The organism is Intrasporangium sp. Soil_C_50, from assembly GCF_057656595.1.
Genome location: NZ_JBDGKB010000015.1, coordinates 60,963 through 84,260 on the forward strand (window position 1 = coordinate 60,963; position 23,298 = coordinate 84,260).

The following is a 23,298-nucleotide window of genomic DNA, read 5'->3' on the forward strand; positions in this document are numbered from 1 at the left end:
TCGCGGTCGAAACGGGGACGGTCGTCACGACGCTGGAACCCACGGTCGCCGCGGTCGTCACGACGCTGGAAACCGCGGTCGCCGCGGTCGTCACGACGCTGGAAACCGCGGTCGCCACGGTCGTCACGGTCGACACGGGGGCGCTCGTCACGGCGGTCGTCACGTCGCTCGTAGGAGCGGTGCTCGTCCCGGGGGGCGCGCCACTCGCGGCCGCCGACGTGGGAGGTGCCCGACGAGGCCGGGCGGGAGGCCTTGGGACCGGAGAAGGACCCGGACTTGGGTCCGCCCTGGCCACGGTGCGGCTTCTTGGCCGCGGCGGCCTTCTTCTCGGTGGACCAGCGGGCCTTCTTGGGCGCGCCGGAGGAGGTGTGCTTGGACATGCGTATTCAACTCTCTTTGACTCGAGCAGACTTCGCCTCGAGCCGTGAGTCACAACACGACCATGCAGACGAGCCTCAGGCGCAGCATTGTCTGCGCCCCATGTGTACCGGTGCCCGGCATCTGTGCCGTCCGGCGATCGGATCCGCTCCGCGTCAGGTTCCGGGCCGCGCCGTTGGCACGGGCTTCCGGTGGGGTGGCCCCCCGTCGGACGGGCCTGCCCGCCGGGCATCCCCGGCGCCATCCCGTCCGTCGTGATCCGAGGAGACCTCGGAGTCGGATGCGAAGAGTCTACCAGCGGCTGCGACGTGTCCCGACCACGGCGACGAGCCCGAGCCCCAGCGCCCCGAGCCCGACGCCCACGAGGTCGAGGACCGCGTCCCAGACGTCGCCGGTGCGTCCCGGAAGTGCCACGTGCTGGATGACCTCGCTCACCGGGGCGTGCACGGCGAAGACCACCGCGGCCAGCCGGACCGACCCGGTCGCGCGGCCGACGGCCCACGTCGGGACGGCGAAGACGAGCAGGTGCACGACCTTGTCGGTCCAGCTGACCGGCCCCTCCACGGTGACGACGGGCCAGTAGAGGACGGCGAGCTGGACGACCACGGTGAGCACCGCTAGGAGGACGCCCGGTCGACGCAGCAGCGCCGGGGCGGACCTCGGGGAGGACGTCGAAGGGGTCGTCATGGCACGGGAGTCTAGGTAGGTTCGGCGCAGACCCCGAGCAGGAGGACACCATGGGCAAGCGCACGGTCACGGTCACCGGATCGGGGCGTGCGAGCGTCTCCCCCGATGTCGTCCGCCTCGACCTGCGGGTGGGGCACGACGCCTCCGACGTCGCCGCCGCGCTCGGCGGTGCGGCGACCGGCATCGCCGAGGTGGGTCGGGTGGCCCGCGAGCACGGCATCGCCGACGCCGACATCCGCACCCTCGACGCGTCGGTGAGCCAGCGCTGGGACAACACCGGCACCCCCGTGGGGTTCACCGCCCAGCAGCGGCTGGGACTGACGGTGCGCCGGCTCGAGGCCGTCGGTGAGGTGCTCGAGGCAGCGGCTGCGACCGTCGGCAACGCCCTGCTCGTCGACCAGGTGCGCCTCGACGTCGCCGACCGGAGCCAGGGCATGGCGCGGGCGCGCGACGCGGCGTTCGCCGACGCGCGGGCCCGGGCCGAGCAGTACGCCGCCCTCGCCGGCACCGCCCTGGGTGCTGTGCTCGGCATCGCGGAAGGCGGCGCGGTGCCCGTGGCGGCGCCCCGGATGACGTTCGCGGCGATGGCGGCCGACTCGGCGGGCTCGATGCCCGTCGAGGGTGGCGACCTCGAGATCGGCGCGTCGGTCACGGTGACGTGGGAGCTCACCACGGCCGCGTCGGAATAGTTGGGGCCCTTCGTTCGTTGGAGGCGACATGGCAACGACTGACCTGACCGCCGAGACCTTCGAGAAGACCGTGCTCGACCACGACATCGTGCTCGTCGACTTTTGGGCGTCGTGGTGCGGCCCGTGCCGCCAGTTCGCTCCCGTCTACGACGCCGCGTCGCAGACCGGTGACAACGAGGGCATCGTGTTCGGCAAGGTCGACACCGAGGCCGAGCAGGCGCTCGCGTCGGCGGCCAACATCACCTCGATCCCGACCCTGATGGCCTTCAAGGAGGGCGTGCTCGTCTTCGCCCAGCCGGGCGCGCTCCCGCAGTCCGCGCTGCAGGACGTCATCGAGCAGGTCAAGGCCCTCGACATGGAGCCGATCAAGGCCCAGCTCGCCGAGCAGGGCGCCGGGCAGGGCGCCCCCGAGGGCGTGAGCGACGCCTCCTGACGCGTCGAGCCGCGAGGCACACGCCAGAACCACGAAAAGGCGCCCCGGTGGGAACCGGGGCGCCTTTCGCGTACCGCGAGCGACAGCGTGACGTGGCCACCACGGGTGGTGGAGGTGGCGGGAATTGAACCCGCGTCCGATGACGAGAGACCAGGGCTTCTCCGGGCGCAGTGCGCTGTGGATTTTCTCGGCCCCAGGGCTCGCACGCACGCGTCCCCTGACAGGCCCAGTCGAGAAGGAGTCCCGCGCAGCCCCCCGACATGACTGCGCAGCAAGTTCCCTAGCTGACGCCAGGCACTGAGTCGGGAACTACCTCAGGCTGACGGACTTCGAGCCTCGCTCAGGCGGCGAGGGCGAAGTCGGTGCGCTTGGAATTGGCACCTATTGGTTTGCAAGGAGCGTTGACGAGATGACCTTGCATCCTCGGCCCGCTTCCCCTGGTGTGTCGACCACCGTCGAAACCGATCACCCCCATGGGGATGACCACGTCACGCTGTTCACTTGTCAACCTCCCGCTCGCGCGGGAGTCCACAGTATGCACGAGGAACGTCCGGGGCGGCCATCGCATTCCCGCAGGTTCACGCGGCGCCGCCTGACGCCCTAGGCTGCGGTCCAGACCCGCGAGCCCCCGGCCGGGTCCGACACACCGGAGGAGGCCCGATGCCCCGCGAGACGCCGACGGCCCGCCGGCTCCCGGCCCACGTCTCCGGCAGCACGGACGCGGCGCGGCCCACGAGTGCGGTCGAGACCACGACCCGGTGCGTGACCGCCCCGTTCGCCGGCATCGTCGTGCCCACCGTGCGCGACGGCGACGAGGTCACCACGGGTCAGGTCGTGGCCACCATCGAGGCGATCAAGATGGAGGCCGCGATCACGAGCCCGTGGGCCGGCACCGTGGGCCGCCTCGTCGTCGAGGCCCACCAGTCCGTCGAGGGCGGCGACGTCATCGCCGAGCTGCGCTGAGCGAGCGCACGAGCCGCAGCGCGTCCTCGACCGATCCCGTGACGTCGGGGATCGGGAACAGCGTGCCCCGCACGACACGGTCGCGGTCGACGACGAAGGTCAGCCGGCGCAGGCGCGTCGTGCCCCCGGCCCGGAAGGTCGGCAGCCGCAGGGCGGTGGTCAGCTCGAGGTCGGCGTCGGACAGCAGCGGGAAGGTGATCCGGTTGCGCGCCGCGAACTCCGTCTGTTCGCCGGCACGCTGAGTCGACACCCCGACGACCGCGGCGCCGGCGTCGGCGAACTCCCCGAGCCGCTCGCGGTACGTGCACGACTCGAGGGTGCAGCCGACGCCGCCGGGCACCTCGTCGGCGCCGGGAAAGCCGGTGCCCGGGAAGCAGTAGACGACGGTGAGCGACGCGTCGGCGGCCACCGGGTCGAGCCCGGCCAGGGGCGGCACGGAGCGCCCGACGAGGTCGGAGACGCGCGCCGCCTCGGTGGAGCCGTCGGTCGCGAGCGCGCTGGGACGCCCGTCGCCCAGCAGCCACGCGTCACCGAAGTCCTGCAGCGCGACGAGCACGGGGAGCGCGCCACGTCCCCGCGGCGTCAGGACGTAGTCGTGGCGCGGCGGGTGGTCGGAGTACCGACGCCGTTCGAGCAGCCCGTCGTCGACGAGCGCCTCGAGCCGCTGGGCCAGCACCTTGCGCGAGATGCCACTCTCCTCGACGAGCTGCTCGAAGCGGGTCCGGCCACCGGCGACGTCGCGCAGCACGAGGAGGGTCCACGGGTCGCCCAGCACGCCGACGGCCTGTGCGATGCCGCACGGGTCGTCGGGATCGGGGCGTCTCGCGGTCACCACTCCATCATAGTCAGTTCCCAAACGAAACTGACTATGGTCTGATGGGCGCCGTGACCGCGCCCGCACTGCTTCGTTCCCTGCCCCGCGTCGTCTGGGTCCTCGCCGCCGGCCGTTTCGTCAGCTCGGCGAGCAGCTTCCTCATGCTCTTCCTCGTCCTCTACCTCACGGGTCCGCGGGGCCTGGCCGTCGTGTCCGCGGGCATCATCGCCGGCAGCAACGGCGTCGGCGCCCTCCTCGGGAACCTGACCGGCGGACGCTTCGGAGACCGCTACGGGCACCGACGGGCCCTGCTCGTGGCCGCGAGCGCGGTCGGCGTCCTCACCGCGACGATCCCGTGGCAGCCGGTTCCGCTGCTCGCAGTCACCATGCCGCTCACCGGCTACCTCGGCGCCGTCGCGTCGCTGAGCCAGGGCGCCCTCGCCGCCCTGGCGGTCCCGGCGGGCTCCCGCAGACCCGCCGTCGCGGTGAGCCGGGCGGCCTCGAACGCGGGCTTCGTCGTCGGCCCGCCCCTCGCCGCTCTCGTCGCGGCGTCCGGGTTCGACGCCCTCTTCGTCGTCGACGGCGTCCTCACCCTGGTGCTGCGCCACGTGACGTCGCGGATGCTCCCCGACGAGCCGCCCGTCACCCGCGCGCCGGACGCGCCGGCCGGGCTCTGGCGGGCCCTCCGCGTCGACCGGGCCCTCGTCGTCCTGCTCGTCGGAGCCGTCCTCGTCGACGTCGTGTACCGCCAGCTGTACTCGACGCTGCCGCTGCACCTGCGTGATGCCGGGCAGCCGCTCGGCCTCTACACCGGGCTCGTCGCCGTCGGGTCGGGGCTGGTCCTGCTGCTCGAGATACCTGTCGCGCTGTGGCTGCGGAACCGGTCTGCTGTGCCGATCATCGCGGCCGGGTACGCCCTCGTGGCAGTGGGTTTCGCGGTCTTCGGCTGGCAGGACGTCGGGGTGGCGGCCGCCGCCGTCATCGGCATGGTCGTGCTCACGGCGGGCGAGATCCTCTACAAGACGACAGCCACGGCGCACGTGCTCGACGCCGCGCCCGACCACCTCGTCGGCGGCTACCAGGGTCTCTACACCGCGGCAGCGACGAGCGGCTCGATGCTGTCGGCGCCGCTCGGCGGTGCGCTCTACGCGGTGCGCCCCGACCTGCTGTGGCCGACCTGCGGTGTCGTGGCCGGCACCGGCGCGCTGCTGGCGGTCCTGTCGGGACGCATCCGCTCCGGGCGGGGACGCCCGGCAGGGCGTCTCACCAGGAGCCGGACGACGAGCCTCCGCCGCCTCCCCCGCTGAAGCCTCCACCGCCGCTGAAGCCCGAGGACCCCGACGAGCCGGGCGTCGAGGTGAACGTGCCGGTGGAGGTCGTCGAGAAGGAGTCGACGCCGTTGGCGATGCCGGTGAAGTCCGGGAAGGCGTTGCCGCTCCAGACGTACCAGGTCGGCATGAGCAGCGGCTGGTTCGCGGCCTCGGCCGCCCGCGCGACGTCGGCGAAGGTGCTCGCCCACCGGTCGGCCACGCCGAAGACGACCGCGTAGGGCAGGTACCGGCTGAAGATGTTGCTCGCCTCATCGAAGGCGATCTGGTCGGCCTCGGCCGTGACGAGGTACTCCTTGAACCCCAGCGACTGGGCGTTGACGGCCGAGCCCTCGGCCGTCTTGGCCGCCATCCTGCCGCCGAGGAACCACGTGATGCCCCCGGCCGCGACGAGGCCCGCCCCGAGGGCGAACCCGCCGCTGAAGCCGCCCCCGAGCAACGCGCTGATCGCGGCGCGGCCGTAGAAGAGGATGATGCCGCCGAGCACGGCGAGCACGATGCCGAGGCCCTGCCAGACGCCGCGCTGCATCTGCGGGGAGGACCGGAACCAGCTGCGCCGCACGACCTCCCGGTACATCTCCGACTGGATCGACTTCAGCGTCGTGGCGAAGGTGTTCTTCAGCTCGGACAGCTGCACGACGTCGCCGCGGCTGCCGAAGATGCCGTCGAGGAGCATCCGCTCGTAGGGCAGGAGCCGCTCGCTGCCCGGCGCCGGCAGACGCGTCAGGGTCCAGTCGGTGCGGCTGAACATCCCGCCGCCCTCGTTCTCCTCGATGCGCAGGAAGCCGCGCACGGCGAGGTCGATGACGGTCGCGGACACGTCGATCGGGTTGGCGGTCTCGTCGATGACGACACCGACCATGCCCGGCTGCACGCCCGCGGGTGGCTGGAACTGGACGGCGATCGTGGGCGCTCCCCCACGCGTCGTCGCGGGCGACCCGCCCGACCCGGGCGCCGGCGTCAGGCCGGGCGTCAGGCCCGGCGTCACGTCGGCGTAGCGCTCGTCACGGCCACGCGTCCACACGAGGGCGCCCATGACGGCGAGGGCGATGACCGGGGCCCCGATGCCGCCGATCCACGCGGCCGCGTTGACCGCAGGTGCGGCGTCCGACCCGATCGTGGAGGCGGCGTCCCCCTGGCGTACGTCCGGCACGATCCGCCCGAACGCGCCTGCCGGGTACGAGGCAAGGACCGTCATGGCATCGCCGGCGCCGAGGCCACCGGCCGAGAAGGTCGCCGGGTCGCCGGCACTGCTCTGGCAGGGCGTGTCCGATCGCGTCTCGCCCCGGAAGCAGCCGACCTTCGTCGCGGCGTCGGGCGCCGTGACGCGGATCCGCACGTTGTCGCGCGTCGTGGTCTCGTTGGTGCCGAAGACGTTGTAGTAGAGCTCGACGGTGCTCGCGCCGTCGCCGTTCGGCGCGGGCGACCCGTCGGCGCGGATCGGGTTGAGGACGTCGTGGAGCGTGTAGCGCACGACGTACTGCTGGGTACCGCTCGTCGTCTCGTCGGCGCTGCCGATGCGGATCTCCTTGGCGGCGCCGTTGTCGCTGACGCGGAAGGCGTCGGGGGCGCCAGTCGGGCTCGAGACCTTGACGTCGGTCAGGTCGAAGTACCGGTAGCGGTTCGGGTCGTCGTTCCACCCCATCCGCACGATGATGTTGCGGACGATGCCGTGCTTCAGCTCACCGCTCGGGAACCTCCACGTGATGGTCTCGGTGACCTTCATGCTGCCGTCGGGCTGCAGGTCGTAGTCGGCGGCGAACGAGGTCATCGCCTCGTCGCCGACGGCCTGAGCCGCACCCGCCGGGGCCACGAGCACGAGCACCGCGGCGCCGAGCAGGGCCAGGACGCCGACCAGGCTCAACCTGCGGCGCCCCCGCGGGCGCCGGTTCCTCGATCGCTGCATCGCTCCTCCACCCGGTCGGACCTCACCTCATCCTGTCACCGGACGCGCGCGACGCGGCGGCGGTTCCCTGCTCCGCGGAGGGTGTCGTCAGCGACGCCGGTTGGCCGCGCTCATGGCGCGGTCGGCTTCGCGCCTGTCCTGCCGCTCGCGCAGGGCGTGCCGCTTGTCGTACTCCTTCTTGCCGGTCGCGATCGCGATCTCGACCTTGGCACGGCCGTCCTTGAAGTAGAGCGACAGCGGCACGATGGTGCGCCCGCTCTCGCGGGTCTTGTGGGCGATCTTCTCCAGCTCGGCGCGGTGCAGCAGCAGCTTGCGCTTGCGGCGCGGTGCGTGGTTGTTCCACGTGCCGTTGAGGTACTCGGGGATGTGGACGTTCTCGAGGTACAGCTCGTCGCCGGTGAACATCGCGAAGCCGTCCACGAGCGAGGCCCGACCCATCCGCAGCGCCTTGACCTCGGTGCCGGAGAGCACGATGCCGGCCTCGAACGTGTCCTCGATGAGGTAGTCGTGGCGCGCCTTGCGGTTGCTCGCGACGAGCGACCGCCCCTTCTCCTTGGGCACCGGACCGTCCTTCCACTCCTCGACCGTTCACCGACGCAGGACGCGGCGGCGGACCAACGCTACCCCGAGCGGGGCCCGACCTCCGAGCGCGTTTCCGACGCCGTCGACGACGGGCGGGTCAGAGCCAGCCGCGGGGGTTGACGGGGGTGCCGTCCTCGTAGACGCCGAAGTGCAGGTGGCAGCCGGTCGAGTAGCCGGTGGTGCCGGAGTAGCCGATGAGCTGGCCGCGGTTCACGGAGCCGCCGAACTTCACGATGCTCGTCAGGTGGTTGTACGTCGTGACGAGGTCGACACCGCGGTGGATGCCGTGGTCGATCACGACCTGGTTGCCCCACCCGCTGGCCCGCCAGCCGGCGCGGACGATGTCGCCCGGCGCCGCGGCGTACACGGGCGTGCCGCACGCGATGCCCCAGTCGAGTCCGTCGTGGAGCATCCACTTGTGCAGCACCGGGTGCCAGCGCATCCCGAAACCTGACGTGGTGGGACCGTTGGCGGGGTAGGACAGGTAGTTCGACGGCGTCGAGTCGCCACTGCTGACGGGCGGCGGCACCTTCGGCACGTAGTGCTGGCCGCGCTTCTTGGCGGCGGCGGCCTTGGCCCGCTCGGCGCGGATCTTGGCGGCCCGCTCGGCGCGCAGCTTGGCCAAGCGCTTGGCCTCGCGGATCTTGGCCTGCCGAGCCCGCTCGACGAGGATCGCCTGCAGCCGCGCCGACTCGGCCTTGGCCGCCTCGAGGTCGGCCGCCTCGTTGGCCTTCTGCTCCTTGAGGTCGGCGGCGTAGGCCACCTGCTTCTGCTTGAGCGAGTCGAGGGAGGCCTTGGCCGCCGCCGCGTTCTGGGCTGCGGTGATCGCGTTGTTCTTGGCGACGACGGCCTGGTTGCGGGCCTGGCTGGCGGCGGCGGACGCGGACTCCGCGTTGCGCAGCGCTGCCTCGGCCTGGCGCTTGAGGTCGGCGATCTCGTCGCGGACCGACGTGAGGTAGGCCTGCGTCGAGGTGTTGTCCGCCGTCATCGCGGCGAGCGCGTCGATGGTGTCGCTCGCCACGTTCGAGGCGGTGTCGGCCATGACGAGCTTGTCGGCGAAGTCCTTCGGCGAGGTGGCCCCGAAGACGAGCCCGAGCTGTGACTGCTGGTCCGAGCCCTGGAAGACCTCCGCCGCGTAGGCGTCGAGGGCGTCCTGGCTCGTCGTCAGCTGGGTCGAGCTCTTCGTCAGCTGCTCGGCGGCCCGCGACTCGTTCGCCTTGGCGACGGCGAGCTTCTGGGCGACCTCGTCGTTGTGAGCACGGGCCGCTGCCTCGGCGGCGATGGCGCGCTGCTCGGTGGCCTCGGCCACCTGCTGTGCCGTGACCGCACGCGACTGGGCTGCGAGGGCCGAGGACACCCGCTGCTGCGCGACCGGCAGGGCGGCGTTGGTGCGCTGGAGGTTGACGTAGGCGCCGGCGAGCTTGGCGTTCGTGCCCTCGAGCTGCTGGCCCAGGTTGGCGATCTTCTGGTCGTTGCGCTTCTTCTGGTCGCTGACCGAGTCGGCCCGCGCGACGAGCGCGCTGCCGAGGGACACCGAGCAGGCGACGACGAGCCCCGCGGCCGTCAGCTTGGTCGCGGCAGGCACCGTCTCGTAACGCCTCCTGAGCCACATAGGTTTCATTGGTACCACAGGCCTCGGAAGATGGGGAGAGTTCAGGGCAAAACGCACCGACAGGCGCCTGCCGCGGCTCAGACCCGCAGGTACCGGCGCAGGGTGACCCAGGAGGTGACCGTCGACAGGACGATGACACCGACGACGATGAACGGGGCCACGTAGAGCACGTCGACCACGCCGATGAACGCGGTGTCGGTCAGCGTCGACGAGAGGAAGCCGACGACGCCGTAGCGCACCGTCGCCCAGAGCATCCCCATCGCGAGGACGGCGCCGAAGACGCTCGCGAGCACCGTCTCCATGACGAACGGGAACCGGATCGTGAAGTTCGATGCGCCGACGAGCCGCATGATGCCCGTCTCTCGGCGACGACTGAAGGCGGTCTGGCGGATCGTCGTCGAGATGAGCATCACGGCCGCGAGCACCATGAGCGAGGACAGCGCGATCGCCGCCCACGACACCGTGTTCATGAAGGTGAAGAACTTCTCGAGCAGCTTCTTCTGGTCCTGCACGTCGGCGACGCCGGGCATGCCCTTGATCGAGCTCGCGACGACGTCGAACTTTCCGGGGTCGTTGAGGTTGACCCGGTAGGAGTCGGCGAAGTACGACTCCCCCGCCCGGGCGAGCGGCGAGTTCTTGTACGTGTCCTTGAAGCGCTGGAACGCCTCGTCGCGCGACTCGTAGAAGACCTCCTTGACCGTCGGCTTGAGCGCCTCGAGCTCGGCCTTGACCGCCTGGCGCTGGGCGTCGGTCGTCGCCTCGCCGGCGCAGTTGGTGTAGCGGGTCTTCTCGGCGCAGAGCAGGACGGTGACCTGGACGCGGTCGTACCAGTAGTCCTTCATGGTGTCGACCTGGCGCTGGCCCATCAGGCCGAGGCCCAGCAGGTACATCGAGATCATCGTGACGATGACGACCGAGACGGCCATCGACAGGTTGCGCCGCAGGCCGTTGGCGATCTCGCCGAGCAGGAACTGGATCCGCATGGTCGGCCTCGCTCAGCGCTCGCTCGTGTGGACGGCCTTCTGCCGCCTGAACATTCCGCCGCGTGGGCGCGGGGCGTCGGCGTCGCGGCCGATCGGCCGCAGGCTGCCGCCGCCGTCGTCGTCCGGGTCCTCGTAGCCACCGGGGTCGGCGTCGTCCCAGCCGTCCGCGACGTCGGGCGCGGTCGGGGCCGACGCCGCGGCCTGCTGGGCGCGGGAGCTCTCGTCGAGCCGCACGCGGGGGAGGCTGCCGGTCGTGTAGTCGCTGGCCTCGATGTCGCTGACGAGGACGCCGTCCTTGAGCCGGATGACGCGCTTGCGCATGGCATCGACGGTGACGGTGTCGTGGGTGGCCATGACGACCGTCGTGCCGACGCGGTTGATCCGGTCGAGCAGCTGGACGATGCCGAGGCTGGTGTCGGGGTCGAGGTTGCCGGTGGGCTCGTCGGCCAGCAGGATCGCCGGCCGGTTGACGAAGGCCCGGGCGATCGCGACACGCTGCTGCTCGCCGCCGGACAGCTGGTGCGGCAGCCGCTTCTCCATGCCGGACAGCCCCACGAGGTCGAGGGTCTCCGGGACGATCTGGCGGATGCGCGACCGGCCGGCGCCGAGCACCTGCAGCGCGTAGGCGACGTTCTGGAACACCGTCTTGTTCGGCAGGAGGCGGAAGTCCTGGAACACGCAGCCGATCTCGCGGCGCAACGCCGGCACCTTGCGGTCGGGCAGCCGGTCGAGCTCGCGACCGGCCACGAGGATGCGGCCCGCGGTCGGGTCCTGCTCCTTCATGACGAGCTGCATCATCGTGGACTTGCCGGAGCCGGACTGGCCCACGACGAAGACGAACTCGCCGCGTTGCACCTCGAGGCTGACGGTGTCGAGGGCCGGACGCGCGGTCCGCGGGTAGGTCTTCGTGACGTTCTCGAAGAGGATCATCGGTCGGGCCTCGGCTCCTGCGGGACTGCGGCTGGGCGGTGACCCCTGCTACCGCGGTGCGCGTCTCGGTCGGGCGCGGGCAGCACGGCAGGCTGGGCCGACTCCGAGGCTACGGGCGCAAGGGCACCAAACCCGGACACCCCGACGTCGCCGGGCGTGGCGCGTCGGGTGCTTCCGGCCCTCAGGCGTCGGCGTCGGCCTTCTTCTGGGCGATCTGCCAGCGGATGCCGGCCTCGATGAAGGCGTCGATGTCGCCGTCGAAGACGGCCGTCGGGTTGCCGGTCTCCTGCTCGGTCCGCAGGTCCTTGACCATCTGGTACGGGTTGAGCACGTAGGAGCGCATCTGGTCGCCCCAGCTCGCCTTGACGTCGCCGGCCATCTCCTTCTTGACCGCGGCCTCCTCGGCCTTGCGCTGCAGGAGCAGCCGCGACTGGAGCACGCGCAGGGCCGCGGCGCGGTTCTGGATCTGGCTCTTCTCGTTCTGCATCGACACGACGATGCCCGTGGGGAGGTGCGTCATGCGCACCGCCGAGTCGGTCGTGTTGACGCTCTGTCCACCGGGTCCGCTCGAGCGGAAGACGTCGATCTTCAGCTCGTTCTCGGGGATCTCGACGGAGTCGTCGCTCTCGATGAGCGGGATGACCTCGACGGCCGCGAAGCTCGTCTGGCGGCGGCCCTGGTTGTCGAACGGGCTGATCCGCACGAGACGGTGCGTGCCACCCTCGACGGACAGGTGCCCGAAGGCGTACGGCACGTTGACCTCGAAGGTCGCCGACTTGAGGCCGGCTTCCTCGGCGTAGGAGGTGTCCATGACCTTCGTCGGGTAGCCGTGGCGCTCGGCCCAGCGCAGGTACATGCGCATGAGCATCTCGGCGAAGTCGGCGGCATCGACGCCACCGGCGCCGGCGCGGATCGTCACGACGGCCTCGCGCTCGTCGTACTCGCCGGACAGGAGGGTACGCACCTCGAGCTCGCCGACGTCCTTCTTCAGCGAGGAGAGCTCGCGCTCGGCCTCGGCGAGGGTGTCGGCGTCGCCCTCCTCCTGGCCCATCTCGACGAGGACCTCGAGGTCGTCGATGCGGCTGTCCATCCCGGTGACGCGGTCGCGCTCGGAGTTGGCCCGCGAGAGCGCGCTGGTGACCAGCTGCGCCGACTCGGGGTCGTCCCACAGGTCGGGAGCGGAGGCCTGCTGTTCCAGCTCGGCGATCCTCGTGCCGAGCGCGTCGAGGTCGGTGACGCTGCGCACGGAGTCCATCGTCGCGCGGAGGTCCTTGATCTCTTGCGTGAAGTCAACAGCCACGATGCGACAGCCTACGGCAGCGCGAGCCGTGCTCGTGCGGCTCGCGTGCCGAGCGGCGGCCACCGACTCGACACGACTGCGCCCCGGTCGCCGAGGAGCGGCCGGGGCGCAGGGCCGAAACCCTGTTCGGAGAACGGGACCGGGACCGCGAGGGGTGGGGTGTCGCGGCCCCGGCCGATGGTGGACGGGGGTGCTCAGTAGACGTTCTTGGCCATCCACCTCACGTCGCTGCCCGACGGCTGCGTCATCGCCGTGTTCGAGCTGACGGTCTCGAACATGATGCTCTTGGACGAGGTCGAGTGCGGGAGGCCGCCGCAATGGCCGAGCTCGTGGCTGGCCGCGTGCTCGCCGAGGGACATCGAGGCCAGCACCGGCGACAGGCGCACGGTGCAGCCGGAGATGACACCGCCGGAGACGGTGAGGTCGGCCGAGCCGATCGCGTCACCGGAGGTGGGGTCCTGCTTGAGGACGGTGATGGTGGCCTTGGTCGGGTCGGTCGTCATCGACACCTTCCAGCCGGACCTGCTCCACTCCGAGACGGCCTCGGAGACCTTGAACGTCGTACCGGTGCCCGTGGCGTCGTAGACGAGGGCCGGCTTGAGCCAGTGGCCCCAGTACCCGGCGGCAGCCGAGGACGTCGTGCTCTTCGTGTCGGTCTTGAGCGGCCTGGCCGCGGTGGACGTGCCGGCGGTGGCGAGGGTGAGACCGATCGTCGCGAGGGCGACGACGAGGATCCGCTTCATGGACAGCTCCTGGGGGACCAGCCGCGAACGGCCGCAGGGGTGACGGGGGTGTTCAGGGCCGCGGGGGTATCGGGTCCCTTGGTTGATGCACTCGGGGTTGCCTTTCGTCAACGTTAGCCGCGTATATCCCTTTTGCCCTGTGTTTTCGTGAAGTCGAGTCCGCCTCCCCGGCGTGGCGGCATGCCGACGGCCCGGCACCCTGGTTGGATGCCGGGCCGTCGACCTGCTGTGCCGGGGCTCGCTGCGTCAGCAGTAGCGGGAGCCGGTGCCCTTCGAGGTCCAGGCGCAGGTGTCCGCGAGGCTGCCCGACGCCGTGCGCAGGTAGGCGGTGTCACCGGTGTTGTTCCAGACGTACCAGGCACGGTTGTAGTAGCGGTTCGTGGCCGTCGCACTGCCCTTGCCGGTACGGATCGTCACCGTCGCGCCGGCCTTGAGGGTGAAGGCCGGGAACCGGTAGGTGTAGCCGGTCTTGTCACGCAGCGTCCAGCCGGTGAGGACGCGGTTGCTGCGGGTCGTGTTCTTCAGGACCACGTACTCGGCGTTGAGGCTCGAGTTGCTGCCGGTGTCCGAACCCGGCGAGTCGTACTGGACCTTGTAGATCATGACGGCCGGGAGGGCCTGGGCCTCGGTGGCGGCGGTGACCGGCCCGAGCAGGCCGATGGCGATGCCCGCCGCGGCGGCGACGGCGGTGGTGCGGGTACTCACGGTTGCGTTCCTCATTCGTCGGCGCTGCACAGTGGCCGCGCTGGTGTCCGCGTCGACCGGGTGGGGGGCGACGCCTCGAGGAGGCTAGGCCCGACTGCCTTGTGCGCGTGGCGTTTTGACGAAGATTGGCGGAGTCCGGCAATCGTGGCGGGTCAACCGAGCCGGGCGCGGGCGCTCGAGGTGACGGTGATGGTGACGCTTCCGCCGAGCTGCTCGAGCACCCATCCACTCATCGGCAGCGTCGCCTTGCCCTGGAGGGTCACGACCGCCGTCGAGCCGTCGGGGGTGCCGGTGCGCGGGACGAGCCGCCAGTCGGTGATGCCGTTCGGCAACGGGGTGCGCCCGAGGTGGGCGCCGGCCGCCGCCTGCACCGACGCGTCGGTGAGCGCGAGGTGGTCGGGCACGCCGTCCCGGTAGGCCGACCGCTCGTCGATGGCGTCGGCGGCGTCGAGCGCGGCGGCGTCGGCGGTGTCGAGCAGACGCATCCGGGCCAGCTGGGCCGCCGTGACGTCGACGGCGCCGAGGATGAGAACGACGACGATGACGAACAGGCCGAGGATGAGGACGCTGATCTGGCCGCGGTCGCGGCCCGGGCCGTGGCGTCGCCGGCACAGTCGCCCGACCCGGCGCGAGACGGCATTCATCGGGCGACGAACCGGTCGACGGACGACACGTGGGTCGAGGAGACGGAGACCGACGAGGGCACGTGGTCGGCGATGAAGTCGGGCACGAGCGGCAGCTGGACCTCGATGCGCACGTCGGAACGGACGACGCCCTCCGGCCGGAGGCAGGGCGAGCCGTCGCACGTCACGGTGACCGTCGCGTCCTGGTCGAAGCCGAAGTCGCTGAAGGCGAGGCGTGCCGCGGCCTGCGCCCGGGCGTGGCCGTCGGCATCGGTGTCGGCGGTGACGAAGGCGCGCCCCGCCTCACGACCGGCGAGCGAGGCCGAGAACGACGCCGCCTGGAGGCGGGCCATCGTGAGCACGAGGTAGAGCAGCGGCAGCAGCATGAGGATGCCGAGGAAGATGAACTCGATGACCGCGCGACCGTCGTCGCGTCGAGCCAGCAGGCGCGCCCGGAGTGTCCGGAAGGAGGGGGTCATCGCCCGGCCTCCTGCGTCGTGGCCGGGACCGCTCCGGCGGGACCGCCGGGTGACACCTGCTCCTCGCTGAAGGCACGGCCGCGCACGGTCAACGCCTCGGAGGGCCCGAGCGGTCCGACGACCGGCAGCGGCGCCTCCACCGTGATCTCGACGACGCGGACGCCGTCGGGCATCGTGCGCTCGGTCACCCCGACCTTCTGGGCGAACCGCGCGCTGAGCGAGGACGAGATGAGCGCCTGCGTCCGGGTGACCCCGTCGGCTGGGTCCGCGTCCGCACGAGCCGCGTAGCGGGCGCCCTCCGACGCCGCGGAGATGAGCGTGTTGCGGACATAGAGGGCCAGGCCGATCTGGAAGACGCCGAGGGCGACGAAGAGCAGCAGCGCAGCCACCATGACGAACTCGGCGATCGCCGAGCCGCGCTCGGGTTCGGCCCGCAGCCGGCGCAGGACGCGTGCCGCCGGGGTCACGGTCCTTTGACGTTGCTGATGGCGTCGCTGAACAGCTGTCCGAGCTGGGGGCCGGCGATGGCCCACAGGGCGGTGACGAGGCCGGCGGTCATGATGGTGATGAGGACCCAGCCGGGCACGTCGCCCCGGTCACGGGACCCGTCGAGGCGCCGAACGAGCGCCTCGATGGTCACGGCCTGCAGGCGCGCCCGGTGTTTCGTCAGCGTTGTCATCTGTCTTTCCCCTGTCTGGTGGGTTTCACGGTCGTGGAGGGTGCCGGGTGCGGCGCGGTGCGTCAGACCCGGAAGTGCAGGAAGCTCAGGCCCGGGTAGAGGGCGAAGAGCACGGTGACGGGCAGGATGAGGAAGACGACGGGGACCATCATGAGGATCTCGCGGCGGCCGCCCTGCTCCATGAGGGTGCGGCGGCCCGCCTCGCGCACGTCCTGGGCCTGGGCACGGAGCACCTCGGCCAGCGGGGTGCCGCGCTCGACGGCGACGACGATGCCGTCGACGAACCGGCTCAGGCTCATCAGGCCGGTGCGGTCGGCCAGGCCCCGCAGCGCCGTGGGCAGGTTGGCGCCCGCCCGGGCGTCGGCGAGGCACCGGCGCAGCTCGTCGGACAACTCACCCTGGGAGAGACGGCAGACGCGCTCGAGGGCGCCGACCGCGCCCTCCCCCGCGCTGACTGCGAGCGCGAGCAGCTCTGCGACCGTAGGGAACTCGGTGAGCATGCGCGCCTCACGACGGGACGCGGCCCGTGACAGCATCCAGTCGCGGCCGATGAGGCCGCCGAAGACCCCGCAGACCACGAACCCGACGAGGGCGACGACCGGGAACCGCTGCTGGGCCACCGCCACGAGCCCGGTGAGGACGAGCCCCACGAGACCGCCGAGGGTGCCCCACAGCACCTGCTCGGCCCGGAACCGGTCGACGTCGGCGGCGAGCCCGGCCCGCAGCTGGCGCCGCACGACGGACGAAGACCCACCCAGGACGGACCCGACGAGGTGCCCCAGCCGCTGGACGTACGGCGCGAGCAGCTCGCCGAACCCGAACGGCCCGCGCGGGGCCGCCGGGCGGCTGAGCAGCGTCGAGGGGCGGGGGGCGTCGCGCAGGTAGGGCTCGAGCCGCTCGTCGAGCCCGGGACGGCGGCTGGCGGGCAGACCCGCGACGACGAGGGTGAGCCCGGCCAGCAGGAGCACCCCGGCGACCGCCCCGGTCCACGACCAGTCGGTGTCGAGCACCGCGCCCAGCCCGGACGACGGGCTGCTCACCGCAGCACCCGCTCTTCCTCGGGCAGGCGTCCGACCCAGACCATCGCGCGGTAGGCGACGACGCACAGGGCGGCTCCGACCGCGAGGACGACCCAGCCCACCGGCGTCGCGTACGCCGCGAGTGAGCGACCGTTGAGGGCGAGCATCGCGAGGACGATCCACGGCGCGGCGACCGCGAGACGCGCCGCGTTGACGGTCCAGCTCTGGCGCGTCTCGAGCTCGGCGCGCGTACGGGCGTCCTCGCGGAGGAAGGAGGACAGGGTCCGCAGCAGCTTGCCGAGGTCACTGCCCCCGACCTCGCGGGCGATGCGCAGCGACTCGACGAGACGGTCGGCGACGGGGTCGCTCAGGCGCGCCTTGAGCCGGTCGAGCGAGTCGTGGAAGCGGCCCGTGGTGCGGTAGTCCTCGGCGAAGGCGACGAAGGCCGGACGCAGCTCCTCAGGCCCCCGGGTGGACAGCTGGGCCAGCGCCTCGGGCAGCGCGAGGCCGGCCCGCACACCGGACGTGACGTTGTCGACGACGTCGGGCCACAGGTCGCGCAGCTTGTTGCGGCGTGAGCGGGCGCGCATACGCACCAAGGAGATCGGCGCCGCAGCGGCCATGAGGGAGAAGCACAGCGAGATCGGGGCGACACGGGTCAGCGCGAGGACGATGGCGAAGGTCAGCAGGAAGAGCATGACCGAGCCGACGATGACGTTGGTCGGCGTGATGGAGGCGTACCCCGCCTGGTTGAGGTGGTCGCGCAGCTCGACGACGAAGCCCGAGCGGCGCCGGCCGGACTCAGGCGCCGGGGTCTGCGGCCAGAAGGACCAGTAGACGAAGAAGACACCGGCACCGAGGAGCAGACCGATGACGAGCGGCGAGGTCATGACGACTCCTGCGCCAGCAGCGCGGCCACGTCGTAGCCGGCCCGCTCGAAGGCCTCGTGGTGCGGCGGGAAGCCGTCGCCCCGCACCAGCCGACCGTCCCGCGTCGTGAAGAGGTCGGCGATCTCGATGACGTCACCCTCGGCCCGGCCCGGAACGGCGACGATCTCCCGGACCCGCCGCACGCCGTCGCGCTCGAGGGCGACGTGGACGACGAGGTCCACGGCGGCCGCCACCGTCGGCACGACGAAGCGGCTCGACACGTTCTCGCCGGCGAGCAAGGGCAGGGTGCACATCTTCGTCACGGCCTCGCGGGCGCTGTTGGCGTGCAGCGTGCACATGCCGGGGACGCCGCTGTTGAGGGCGATGAGCAGGTCGAGGCTCTCCTCCTGGCGCACCTCGCCGACGATGATCCGCGACGGCCGCATGCGCAGGGCCTCCTTGACCAGCCGGCGCAGCGGCACCTCACCGGTGCCCTCGAGGCTCGGCTGGCGGCACTGCATCGAGGCGACGTCGCGCAGCGGGATCTTCAGTCCAATAGCGGAGTAACCTCATAGGTGTGAACCGCAAGTCTCAGTCTCCGCAGCGCCCGCCCACCGCCGTGATCTATGCCCGCCAGAGCCTCGACCGCAACGGTGACGAGCTCGCCGTCGCGCGCCAGCTCGAGGAGTGCCGGGCGTTCTGCGCCGAGCGGGAATGGGAGGTGGCCGCCGAACTCGTCGACAATGACCGTTCGGCCACCAGCGGCGTGACCCGGCCGGCTTTCGAGCGGCTGCTCAGTTCCGGCGCGCAGCGCGTCGTCGTCTGGCACACCGACCGGCTCGTGCGCGTCACCAAGGACCTCGAGCGCGTCATCGAGCTCGGCGTCAACGTCTACGCGCTCAAGGCTGGCGAGCTCGACCTCAGCACCCCCGCCGGCCGCGCGGTCGCCCGCACCGTGACCGCCTGGGCGTCCTACGAGGGCGAGCAGAAGGCGCTGCGACAGCGGTCGTCTAACGACCAGCGCGCGGCCGCCGGGCGCCCCTCGGCGGGGCGCCGCTGCTACGGCTACACCGCAGACGGCATGGAAGTCGTCGAGGACGAGGCCGCCCATGCGCGCGCTGCCGTCGCCGCCGTCCTCGCCGGCGCGCCGGTGCGCTCGGTCACGCGCCAGATCAACGAGGCCGGGGCGCGCACCACCGCCGGGAACCACTGGGGCACAACCGAGCTCCGCAGGTATCTCGTCAACCCTCGACTGGCGGCTCTGCGCGTGCACCGCGGCGAGGTCGTGGGCCCCGGTATCTGGCCGGCCATTGTGTCCGTCGAGGATCACGAGGCCGTGCGCGCGATCCTGAGCGATCCGGCGCGTCGACCTAAAGGCCGTCCTCGGCAGTACCTGCTGTCGGGCGTGGGTCGCTGCGGCGTCTGCGGCGCGCGGCTCTACGGGCGGCGCGAGGCTCGCGGATGCATTTATGTGTGCGAATCCGGTGCGCACCTGGGCCGAAAAATTGAGCCGGTAGACGGCTGGGTCGAGCGCGTCATGGTCGAGCGCCTGTCCCGCCCGGACGCTGCGCAAGCCTTCGCCCGCACCGAGGACAGCGACCGGGCCGCCACTCTCCGCACCGAGCAGGCGCAGCTGACGGATCGGCTCGACGGCCTGGCCGCCGCGTTCGCCGACGGCGACATAGACAGGCGCCAGCTCACCACCGGCACGGCCCGGCTCCGGGCGCGCATGGACCAGCTCGGCGCCGAGCTCGCCGAAGTGGTCAGCCACCCGACTCTCGGACCGCTTGTGACCGCCGAGGACGTGGCCGCCACCTGGGCGACCCTCGACATTGGCACCAAACGCGAGATCGTCGCGTTGCTCGCCGAGGTCACGGTCCACCGTGCCGGGCGAGGTGCCCGCACCTTCGACGCGGCCACCGTGAAGGTCGTGCCGAGGGGCGCGTGATTCTGGTTTGACTTCTTGCGGCCGCATGTTGCTAACTGCTGGATGTAGCTCCACCAGCACAGGTCTCGTGCGTCACGGTGGGGGGAACGAACGGTCACCAGGTTCTAGGCATTACCCGCGCTCGCGTGGCACGGCAGGACGAGACCCCGCCCGTATCTGATCCACGGATGCCAAGCGCAGACAATGCAACCTGCGAGGCTCCACGTGACCGACGTCCGTTCCGACGCCGCCCAGCGCGTCCACCACAACCGCGGCAAGATCGCGGCCCTGTCCCGCTCCCGCCAGGCCGACGACCCCGAGCTTGTGGCCGCCCGCGTAGCTCTCCGCGAGGCCCTACACGAAAAGCACATCGAGGCCGCCATCAAGGCCGCCGTCGACTCCTGGCCGCCGCTGACCCCGGAGGCCCGGCACCGGCTCGCCCAGCTGCTCACCCCGGCCGGTGAGTCCCGTGAATGAGGAAAGCCGCCCCAAGAAGGGGGCGGCCTCCGAGACGTTCACCAGCGTCGACAACCAGTGTACCGGCCTCTCCGACAATACCGTTCCGCTCCGCTACGGCCTGGCGGCGCGCGTCTACCGGGACCCAGACGCCCGCCGTCGTCGTGCTGACCGAGCGTGGTCCAAGCCCCCGGAGGACGCCGCGTACGAGGCGTGGCTGGCCGAGCAGAGGTGGGCCCGATGACCGCGCCCGAGACACCACTGCTCGCCTACAGCTCGGCCGAGTTCACCGCCTTCGCCGACGGCTACGCCTCCGGGTACGCCGCCGGCATCGAGCGCGGCCGGCAGCTCGCCGACGACGAGGCAGCCGCCCGCCACCATGCCGCCTACGTCGTGGTCCAGGCGATGGCGAAGCTCCCCACGAACGACGAGCTGATCGCGATGCGTCGCGCCTCCTACAGCCGCCATCAGGAGGTGCCCCGATGAGCGCACCCCTCTACGGCGACGCCGGCGAGTACGACGAGAACGGCGACCCCATCGCCCGCTCCCCCGCGGCTCGCGACCCCGCCAGGGCCCGCCGGCTCCTCGGGGAACTCCTCACGGAGCTGCGCGGGTGGCAGCACCTACCCGACCCGACCCACGTCGTCGTCGCTCTCGCCGCGGCCGCGACCCGGTTCGCCGATGGCGAGCCCTGCTGGGTGCTCCTCGTGGCGACGCCAAGCTCGGGCAAGACCGAGGCCGTCCGCATCCTCGACGACATCGCCGACGCCAGGCTGAACGAGGTGACCGCCGCCGGCCTGCTCGGCTGGTCCAAGGGAAAGAACCCCCGCCCCATCGGGGTCCTGACCCGCATCCCCTCGCGCGGCCTCGCCACCTTCGGGGACCTGTCGAGCCTGCTCGCCACCTCCGACCGCGGCGGCCGGGAGCAAGTGTTCGGGCTGCTGCGCCGCGCGTACGACGGGGAGGCCAGCCGCGACATCAGCCCGCAAGGCAACACCGACGTCAACGAAGGGCTGCTCTGGAGAGGCCGGCTCACCGTCGTCGCCTGCGTCACCGGCGCCATCGACCGGGCTGCCGCCCATGCGGACGCCCTCGGGCCCCGCTGGATCAGCGTCCGCATCCCCGACCGCAGTGTGGAAGACAAGCGACGCGCCGCCGCCCTCGCCCGGCGAGGGGGCCTCGAACAGCGCCGTGCCCGAGCCAAGGCCCTCGCCGCGCGGGTCCTGGCAGCCGCCGGCGAGCTCGTCGACCGGCTACCCGACCACGTGGCCGACAGCATCGAGGACGCCGCCCTCGTGACCGCTTGGGGTCGCGGAGCGGTCCCCCGGAACGGCTACGGCCGGCGGGAAATCGAGGACGTGCCCATCGTCGAGGAGCCCATGCGTCTCGTGCAGCAGCTCGGGATGGTCGCCCGCGGCCTGCTCGCGCTCGGGCTCCCCGTGGAAGCCGTCGTCGCGGTCGTGCGCCGGGTGGCGCTCGACTCCATGCCCAAGGCCCGGTGCGCCGTGCTCAAGGCCGTGTCGACCGGCGAGCCGATGAACACCTCGCAGGTCGCGCGGGTCGCCGGGCTCGACCGGAAGGTGGCGCGCATGACGCTGGAAGACCTGGCCGCCATCGGCGTCGTCAGCAACGACCGCGTCGAGGACGACCACGAGGAGCCGATCGGCACGGTCACCTGGTTCCTGACCGGCGAGGAGGGCGATGTCATCGCGGACGTCGTCAACGCGCAACAGCGGTCGGGAGGGTGGGACGAAACGTGGGTGTATACCCCCCAACCCCCCAGGGATAGCAGCCAGAAAGACGTCTCAGACGTCTCTGAGCCCCCTCGCGGGGACAGCAAACCCACACTTCGTCCCACCCCAACTCCCGAGAACGGCGCTACATCCGCTACGGCGCTACAGCCCGAGCTCAGGTTCGACGACGCGGACACGTGCCCCGCCTGCGGAGGCCCGATCTCGGGCATGCGGGCCCTCGGCGGACTGGTCTGCCTCGACTGCTACGAGGGGGCGACCCGATGACCGCCAAGAACCCCGCAACCGGCCGGTGGCACGACTGGCTCCCCCTGGCACCACCCCTCCCCCGGGTCCTCCCCGCGACCGGGTCGCTGGGTCTCCGGCCTTCTGGCCGATTCTGCAAATCAGTGTTCTGTGTTGCCCCTGAGGCCAGCACGCCCTGTCAGGAAGGCAGTGAGCAATCGTGAACGATGAACCGAAGGGCGTCTGGTGCCGCGCGATCCTTGACGCGGTGGCTAAGGCCGGGGGCGCCGGGGTGCAGATCACGGCGCCGGGCGATTCCGAAGCCAAGATGGTCGCCGTCCGCCGGGCTGCCCACCTCCTCGAGCGCCGCGGCGAGATCGAACTCCGTCGTGAGCTTGTCGACGGCCGGACCCGGATGGTCGCGTATCCGGGGCAGCCTCCCCAGCGTGCGGTTGGTGTGCATCCAGACGCTGGCAGGCGCGAGCCGCGGGTATCGCCCATCGTCGCCGCGCTCCGGGCGTCGGCCCGGGCGCGAAACCCCGGGTGGTCGGAGTGGCGGCGCGGTCTGGGTCGCCGCTGACCTCCACCCACTACCTGTCCAACTCCTCCAAAGAGCGAGCCACATCAACAAGAAAGGCACGATCATGACCTTCAAGTACGTCACCGACGAGTTCCCCGAGGGCACGCCTCGGGTCACCGTCTTCGTCTCGACCGATGTCGACCCGGACGGAACCCCGCGAGTGCCCACACCTCATGCGGACCCCCAGCAGCACGGATGTCTGAGCCGGCATGTCGACGAGGCGGCGCTGCTCCGGTGCCACGTCGGCGGCGGCGTCACGGTCAACGGCTCTGGCCCCTGGGCAGTCGTGGCCTCCTGCGCCGCGGTTCCAGCCGCGCGCATGTATTCGTCGCGGGAGGCGGCACTGGCCGCACTGGCCGAGCTGAACGCCGTGGGTTGCGGGCGGCGGTGCACGGCCGGTCCCCGACGGTTCGGCACCGGGGTGCCGGCGCACAGCATCGTCGAGGTCCGCCTGGACGCCGGGACCGTCGTGATGAACGCCGAGCTCCCGCCGGCGGCTGCCTGAAGCCGGGCACAACCGGAGCTAGCGCACGGCGGGCCCAGAAGTCGGAATAACTCGTCCGGCCGGCGCGGCGTGGCCTGGAAGGCGGGAGAACTCTTCCTGTCCTGCCGATGTGCGGACCTCCACACAATGCCG

The 23,298-nt window shown here is 71.6% G+C and carries 26 protein-coding genes, 1 other RNA gene and 2 pseudogenes; 9 read left to right on the forward strand and 20 right to left on the reverse strand.

The window, feature by feature from the left end:
• Nucleotides 1-380 (reverse strand): annotated as a pseudogene (locus AC3A5R_RS20575) (DEAD/DEAH box helicase); the annotation flags it as partial.
• 289 nt (nt 381-669) lie between these two features.
• Nucleotides 670-1,065, reverse strand: a complete 396-nt coding sequence (locus AC3A5R_RS20580) for a VanZ family protein (protein ID WP_487622637.1) — start codon at nt 1,063-1,065, stop codon at nt 670-672.
• A 50-nt stretch (nt 1,066-1,115) separates the two neighbouring features.
• On the opposite strand from AC3A5R_RS20580, the gene AC3A5R_RS20585 reads away from it, so the two are divergent.
• Nucleotides 1,116-1,754 carry an SIMPL domain-containing protein gene (locus tag AC3A5R_RS20585; RefSeq protein ID WP_487622638.1) on the forward strand — a complete coding sequence of 213 codons (639 nt, stop codon included), beginning with the start codon at nt 1,116-1,118 and terminating at the stop codon, nt 1,752-1,754.
• 28 nt (nt 1,755-1,782) lie between these two features.
• Nucleotides 1,783-2,187 carry a thioredoxin gene (gene trxA / locus AC3A5R_RS20590; protein WP_487622639.1) on the forward strand — a complete coding sequence of 135 codons (405 nt, stop codon included), beginning with the start codon at nt 1,783-1,785 and terminating at the stop codon, nt 2,185-2,187.
• A 106-nt stretch (nt 2,188-2,293) separates the two neighbouring features.
• On the opposite strand, the gene ssrA is transcribed toward trxA, so the two are convergent.
• Nucleotides 2,294-2,660, reverse strand: a transfer-messenger RNA (tmRNA) gene (gene ssrA, locus AC3A5R_RS20595).
• Between the two features lie 187 nt (nt 2,661-2,847).
• Here ssrA and AC3A5R_RS20600 point away from each other — a divergent pair.
• Nucleotides 2,848-3,150 carry a biotin/lipoyl-containing protein gene (locus AC3A5R_RS20600; RefSeq protein ID WP_487622640.1) on the forward strand — a complete coding sequence of 101 codons (303 nt, stop codon included), beginning with the start codon at nt 2,848-2,850 and terminating at the stop codon, nt 3,148-3,150.
• On the opposite strand, the gene AC3A5R_RS20605 is transcribed toward AC3A5R_RS20600, so the two are convergent.
• Nucleotides 3,131-3,982 (reverse strand): winged helix-turn-helix transcriptional regulator, encoded by an 852-nt coding sequence (locus tag AC3A5R_RS20605; RefSeq protein ID WP_487622641.1) that lies wholly within the window; start codon nt 3,980-3,982, stop codon nt 3,131-3,133. The genes AC3A5R_RS20600 and AC3A5R_RS20605 overlap by 20 nt on opposite strands.
• Nucleotides 3,983-4,026: 44 nt before the next feature.
• Between AC3A5R_RS20605 and AC3A5R_RS20610 the strand changes: the two genes are divergently transcribed.
• The gene (locus AC3A5R_RS20610) at nt 4,027-5,271 is read left to right on the forward strand and encodes an MFS transporter (protein WP_487622642.1); all 1,245 of its coding nucleotides are present in this window, start codon (nt 4,027-4,029) and stop codon (nt 5,269-5,271) included.
• Here the strand turns inward: AC3A5R_RS20610 and AC3A5R_RS20615 are convergent.
• The 15 genes and pseudogenes from AC3A5R_RS20615 to AC3A5R_RS20685 all read right to left on the reverse strand — a co-directional run.
• Nucleotides 5,228-7,156 carry a DUF2207 domain-containing protein gene (locus AC3A5R_RS20615; RefSeq protein ID WP_487622643.1) on the reverse strand — a complete coding sequence of 643 codons (1,929 nt, stop codon included), beginning with the start codon at nt 7,154-7,156 and terminating at the stop codon, nt 5,228-5,230. The two genes, AC3A5R_RS20610 and AC3A5R_RS20615, sit on opposite strands and share 44 nt — an antisense overlap.
• A gap of 129 nt (nt 7,157-7,285) precedes the next feature.
• Nucleotides 7,286-7,759, reverse strand: coding sequence for an SsrA-binding protein SmpB (smpB, locus tag AC3A5R_RS20620; RefSeq protein ID WP_487622644.1), 474 nt, complete (start codon nt 7,757-7,759; stop codon nt 7,286-7,288).
• 118 nt (nt 7,760-7,877) lie between these two features.
• Nucleotides 7,878-9,365, reverse strand: a complete 1,488-nt coding sequence (locus AC3A5R_RS20625) for a peptidoglycan DD-metalloendopeptidase family protein (protein WP_487622645.1) — start codon at nt 9,363-9,365, stop codon at nt 7,878-7,880.
• Between the two features lie 104 nt (nt 9,366-9,469).
• Nucleotides 9,470-10,375, reverse strand: coding sequence for a permease-like cell division protein FtsX (gene ftsX, locus AC3A5R_RS20630; RefSeq protein ID WP_487622646.1), 906 nt, complete (start codon nt 10,373-10,375; stop codon nt 9,470-9,472).
• Between the two features lie 12 nt (nt 10,376-10,387).
• Nucleotides 10,388-11,305 (reverse strand): cell division ATP-binding protein FtsE, encoded by a 918-nt coding sequence (gene ftsE, locus AC3A5R_RS20635; RefSeq protein WP_487622647.1) that lies wholly within the window; start codon nt 11,303-11,305, stop codon nt 10,388-10,390.
• A 181-nt stretch (nt 11,306-11,486) separates the two neighbouring features.
• Complete coding sequence (prfB, locus tag AC3A5R_RS20640; RefSeq protein ID WP_487622648.1) at nt 11,487-12,605, reverse strand: peptide chain release factor 2; 1,119 nt, start codon at nt 12,603-12,605, stop codon at nt 11,487-11,489.
• 194 nt (nt 12,606-12,799) lie between these two features.
• Nucleotides 12,800-13,348 carry a matrixin family metalloprotease gene (locus AC3A5R_RS20645; protein ID WP_487622649.1) on the reverse strand — a complete coding sequence of 183 codons (549 nt, stop codon included), beginning with the start codon at nt 13,346-13,348 and terminating at the stop codon, nt 12,800-12,802.
• A 246-nt stretch (nt 13,349-13,594) separates the two neighbouring features.
• The gene (locus AC3A5R_RS20650; RefSeq protein WP_487622650.1) at nt 13,595-14,053 is read right to left on the reverse strand and encodes a lamin tail domain-containing protein; all 459 of its coding nucleotides are present in this window, start codon (nt 14,051-14,053) and stop codon (nt 13,595-13,597) included.
• Between the two features lie 152 nt (nt 14,054-14,205).
• Entirely contained in the window at nt 14,206-14,697 is a 492-nt protein-coding gene (locus AC3A5R_RS20655; protein ID WP_487622651.1) for a pilus assembly protein TadG-related protein, read from the reverse strand.
• Nucleotides 14,694-15,155 carry a pilus assembly protein gene (locus AC3A5R_RS20660; protein WP_487622652.1) on the reverse strand — a complete coding sequence of 154 codons (462 nt, stop codon included), beginning with the start codon at nt 15,153-15,155 and terminating at the stop codon, nt 14,694-14,696. Before AC3A5R_RS20660 ends, AC3A5R_RS20655 begins: the two co-directional genes overlap by 4 nt.
• Entirely contained in the window at nt 15,152-15,622 is a 471-nt protein-coding gene (locus AC3A5R_RS20665; protein ID WP_487622653.1) for a TadE family protein, read from the reverse strand. The genes AC3A5R_RS20660 and AC3A5R_RS20665 overlap by 4 nt, the downstream gene beginning before the upstream one ends.
• Entirely contained in the window at nt 15,619-15,834 is a 216-nt protein-coding gene (locus tag AC3A5R_RS20670; protein ID WP_487622654.1) for a hypothetical protein, read from the reverse strand. Before AC3A5R_RS20670 ends, AC3A5R_RS20665 begins: the two co-directional genes overlap by 4 nt.
• A gap of 62 nt (nt 15,835-15,896) precedes the next feature.
• Nucleotides 15,897-16,874: a type II secretion system F family protein gene (locus AC3A5R_RS20675; protein ID WP_487622655.1), complete on the reverse strand. Its 978-nt coding sequence runs from the start codon at nt 16,872-16,874 to the stop codon at nt 15,897-15,899.
• Nucleotides 16,871-17,743, reverse strand: coding sequence for a type II secretion system F family protein (locus tag AC3A5R_RS20680; RefSeq protein WP_487622656.1), 873 nt, complete (start codon nt 17,741-17,743; stop codon nt 16,871-16,873). Before AC3A5R_RS20680 ends, AC3A5R_RS20675 begins: the two co-directional genes overlap by 4 nt.
• Nucleotides 17,740-18,273, reverse strand: a pseudogene (locus tag AC3A5R_RS20685) (ATPase, T2SS/T4P/T4SS family); the annotation flags it as partial. The gene AC3A5R_RS20680 and the pseudogene AC3A5R_RS20685, both read right to left, overlap by 4 nt.
• A gap of 26 nt (nt 18,274-18,299) precedes the next feature.
• Here AC3A5R_RS20685 and AC3A5R_RS20690 point away from each other — a divergent pair.
• From AC3A5R_RS20690 to AC3A5R_RS20705, 4 genes are all read left to right on the forward strand, one after another.
• A complete protein-coding gene (locus AC3A5R_RS20690; protein ID WP_487622657.1) occupies nt 18,300-19,670 on the forward strand; it encodes a recombinase family protein in 1,371 nt (456 codons plus the stop codon).
• Between the two features lie 204 nt (nt 19,671-19,874).
• Complete coding sequence (locus AC3A5R_RS20695; protein ID WP_487622658.1) at nt 19,875-20,126, forward strand: hypothetical protein; 252 nt, start codon at nt 19,875-19,877, stop codon at nt 20,124-20,126.
• Between the two features lie 219 nt (nt 20,127-20,345).
• Entirely contained in the window at nt 20,346-20,591 is a 246-nt protein-coding gene (locus tag AC3A5R_RS20700; protein ID WP_487622659.1) for a hypothetical protein, read from the forward strand.
• On the forward strand, nt 20,588-22,123 hold the full coding sequence (locus tag AC3A5R_RS20705) for a hypothetical protein (protein WP_487622660.1): 1,536 nt from the start codon (nt 20,588-20,590) through the stop codon (nt 22,121-22,123). Before AC3A5R_RS20700 ends, AC3A5R_RS20705 begins: the two co-directional genes overlap by 4 nt.
• A 157-nt stretch (nt 22,124-22,280) precedes the next feature.
• Here the strand turns inward: AC3A5R_RS20705 and AC3A5R_RS20710 are convergent, their stop codons facing one another.
• On the reverse strand, nt 22,281-22,544 hold the full coding sequence (locus AC3A5R_RS20710) for a hypothetical protein (RefSeq protein WP_487622661.1): 264 nt from the start codon (nt 22,542-22,544) through the stop codon (nt 22,281-22,283).
• A 181-nt stretch (nt 22,545-22,725) separates the two neighbouring features.
• Here AC3A5R_RS20710 and AC3A5R_RS20715 point away from each other — a divergent pair, with 181 nt between their 5' ends.
• Nucleotides 22,726-23,166 (forward strand): hypothetical protein, encoded by a 441-nt coding sequence (locus AC3A5R_RS20715; protein WP_487622662.1) that lies wholly within the window; start codon nt 22,726-22,728, stop codon nt 23,164-23,166.
• Nucleotides 23,167-23,298 lie beyond the last annotated feature (132 nt).

Bases quoted from the DNA above. Each gene is read 5' to 3' on its own strand.
- AC3A5R_RS20645 (WP_487622649.1), bottom strand. From the start codon at position 13,348: ATGAAGCGGATCCTCGTCGTCGCCCTCGCGACGATCGGTCTCACCCTC.
- ftsE (WP_487622647.1), bottom strand. From the start codon at position 11,305: ATGATCCTCTTCGAGAACGTCACGAAGACCTACCCGCGGACCGCGCGT.
- AC3A5R_RS20705 (WP_487622660.1), top strand. From the start codon at position 20,588: ATGAGCGCACCCCTCTACGGCGACGCCGGCGAGTACGACGAGAACGGC.
- AC3A5R_RS20715 (WP_487622662.1), top strand. From the start codon at position 22,726: ATGACCTTCAAGTACGTCACCGACGAGTTCCCCGAGGGCACGCCTCGG.
- AC3A5R_RS20660 (WP_487622652.1), bottom strand. From the start codon at position 15,155: ATGACCCCCTCCTTCCGGACACTCCGGGCGCGCCTGCTGGCTCGACGC.
- AC3A5R_RS20655 (WP_487622651.1), bottom strand. From the start codon at position 14,697: ATGAATGCCGTCTCGCGCCGGGTCGGGCGACTGTGCCGGCGACGCCAC.
- ftsX (WP_487622646.1), bottom strand. From the start codon at position 10,375: ATGCGGATCCAGTTCCTGCTCGGCGAGATCGCCAACGGCCTGCGGCGC.
- AC3A5R_RS20585 (WP_487622638.1), top strand. From the start codon at position 1,116: ATGGGCAAGCGCACGGTCACGGTCACCGGATCGGGGCGTGCGAGCGTC.
- AC3A5R_RS20680 (WP_487622656.1), bottom strand. From the start codon at position 17,743: ATGACCTCGCCGCTCGTCATCGGTCTGCTCCTCGGTGCCGGTGTCTTC.
- AC3A5R_RS20600 (WP_487622640.1), top strand. From the start codon at position 2,848: ATGCCCCGCGAGACGCCGACGGCCCGCCGGCTCCCGGCCCACGTCTCC.
- AC3A5R_RS20580 (WP_487622637.1), bottom strand. From the start codon at position 1,065: ATGACGACCCCTTCGACGTCCTCCCCGAGGTCCGCCCCGGCGCTGCTG.
- AC3A5R_RS20700 (WP_487622659.1), top strand. From the start codon at position 20,346: ATGACCGCGCCCGAGACACCACTGCTCGCCTACAGCTCGGCCGAGTTC.
- AC3A5R_RS20710 (WP_487622661.1), bottom strand. From the start codon at position 22,544: ATGCACACCAACCGCACGCTGGGGAGGCTGCCCCGGATACGCGACCAT.
- AC3A5R_RS20610 (WP_487622642.1), top strand. From the start codon at position 4,027: ATGGGCGCCGTGACCGCGCCCGCACTGCTTCGTTCCCTGCCCCGCGTC.
- AC3A5R_RS20670 (WP_487622654.1), bottom strand. From the start codon at position 15,834: ATGACAACGCTGACGAAACACCGGGCGCGCCTGCAGGCCGTGACCATC.
- trxA (WP_487622639.1), top strand. From the start codon at position 1,783: ATGGCAACGACTGACCTGACCGCCGAGACCTTCGAGAAGACCGTGCTC.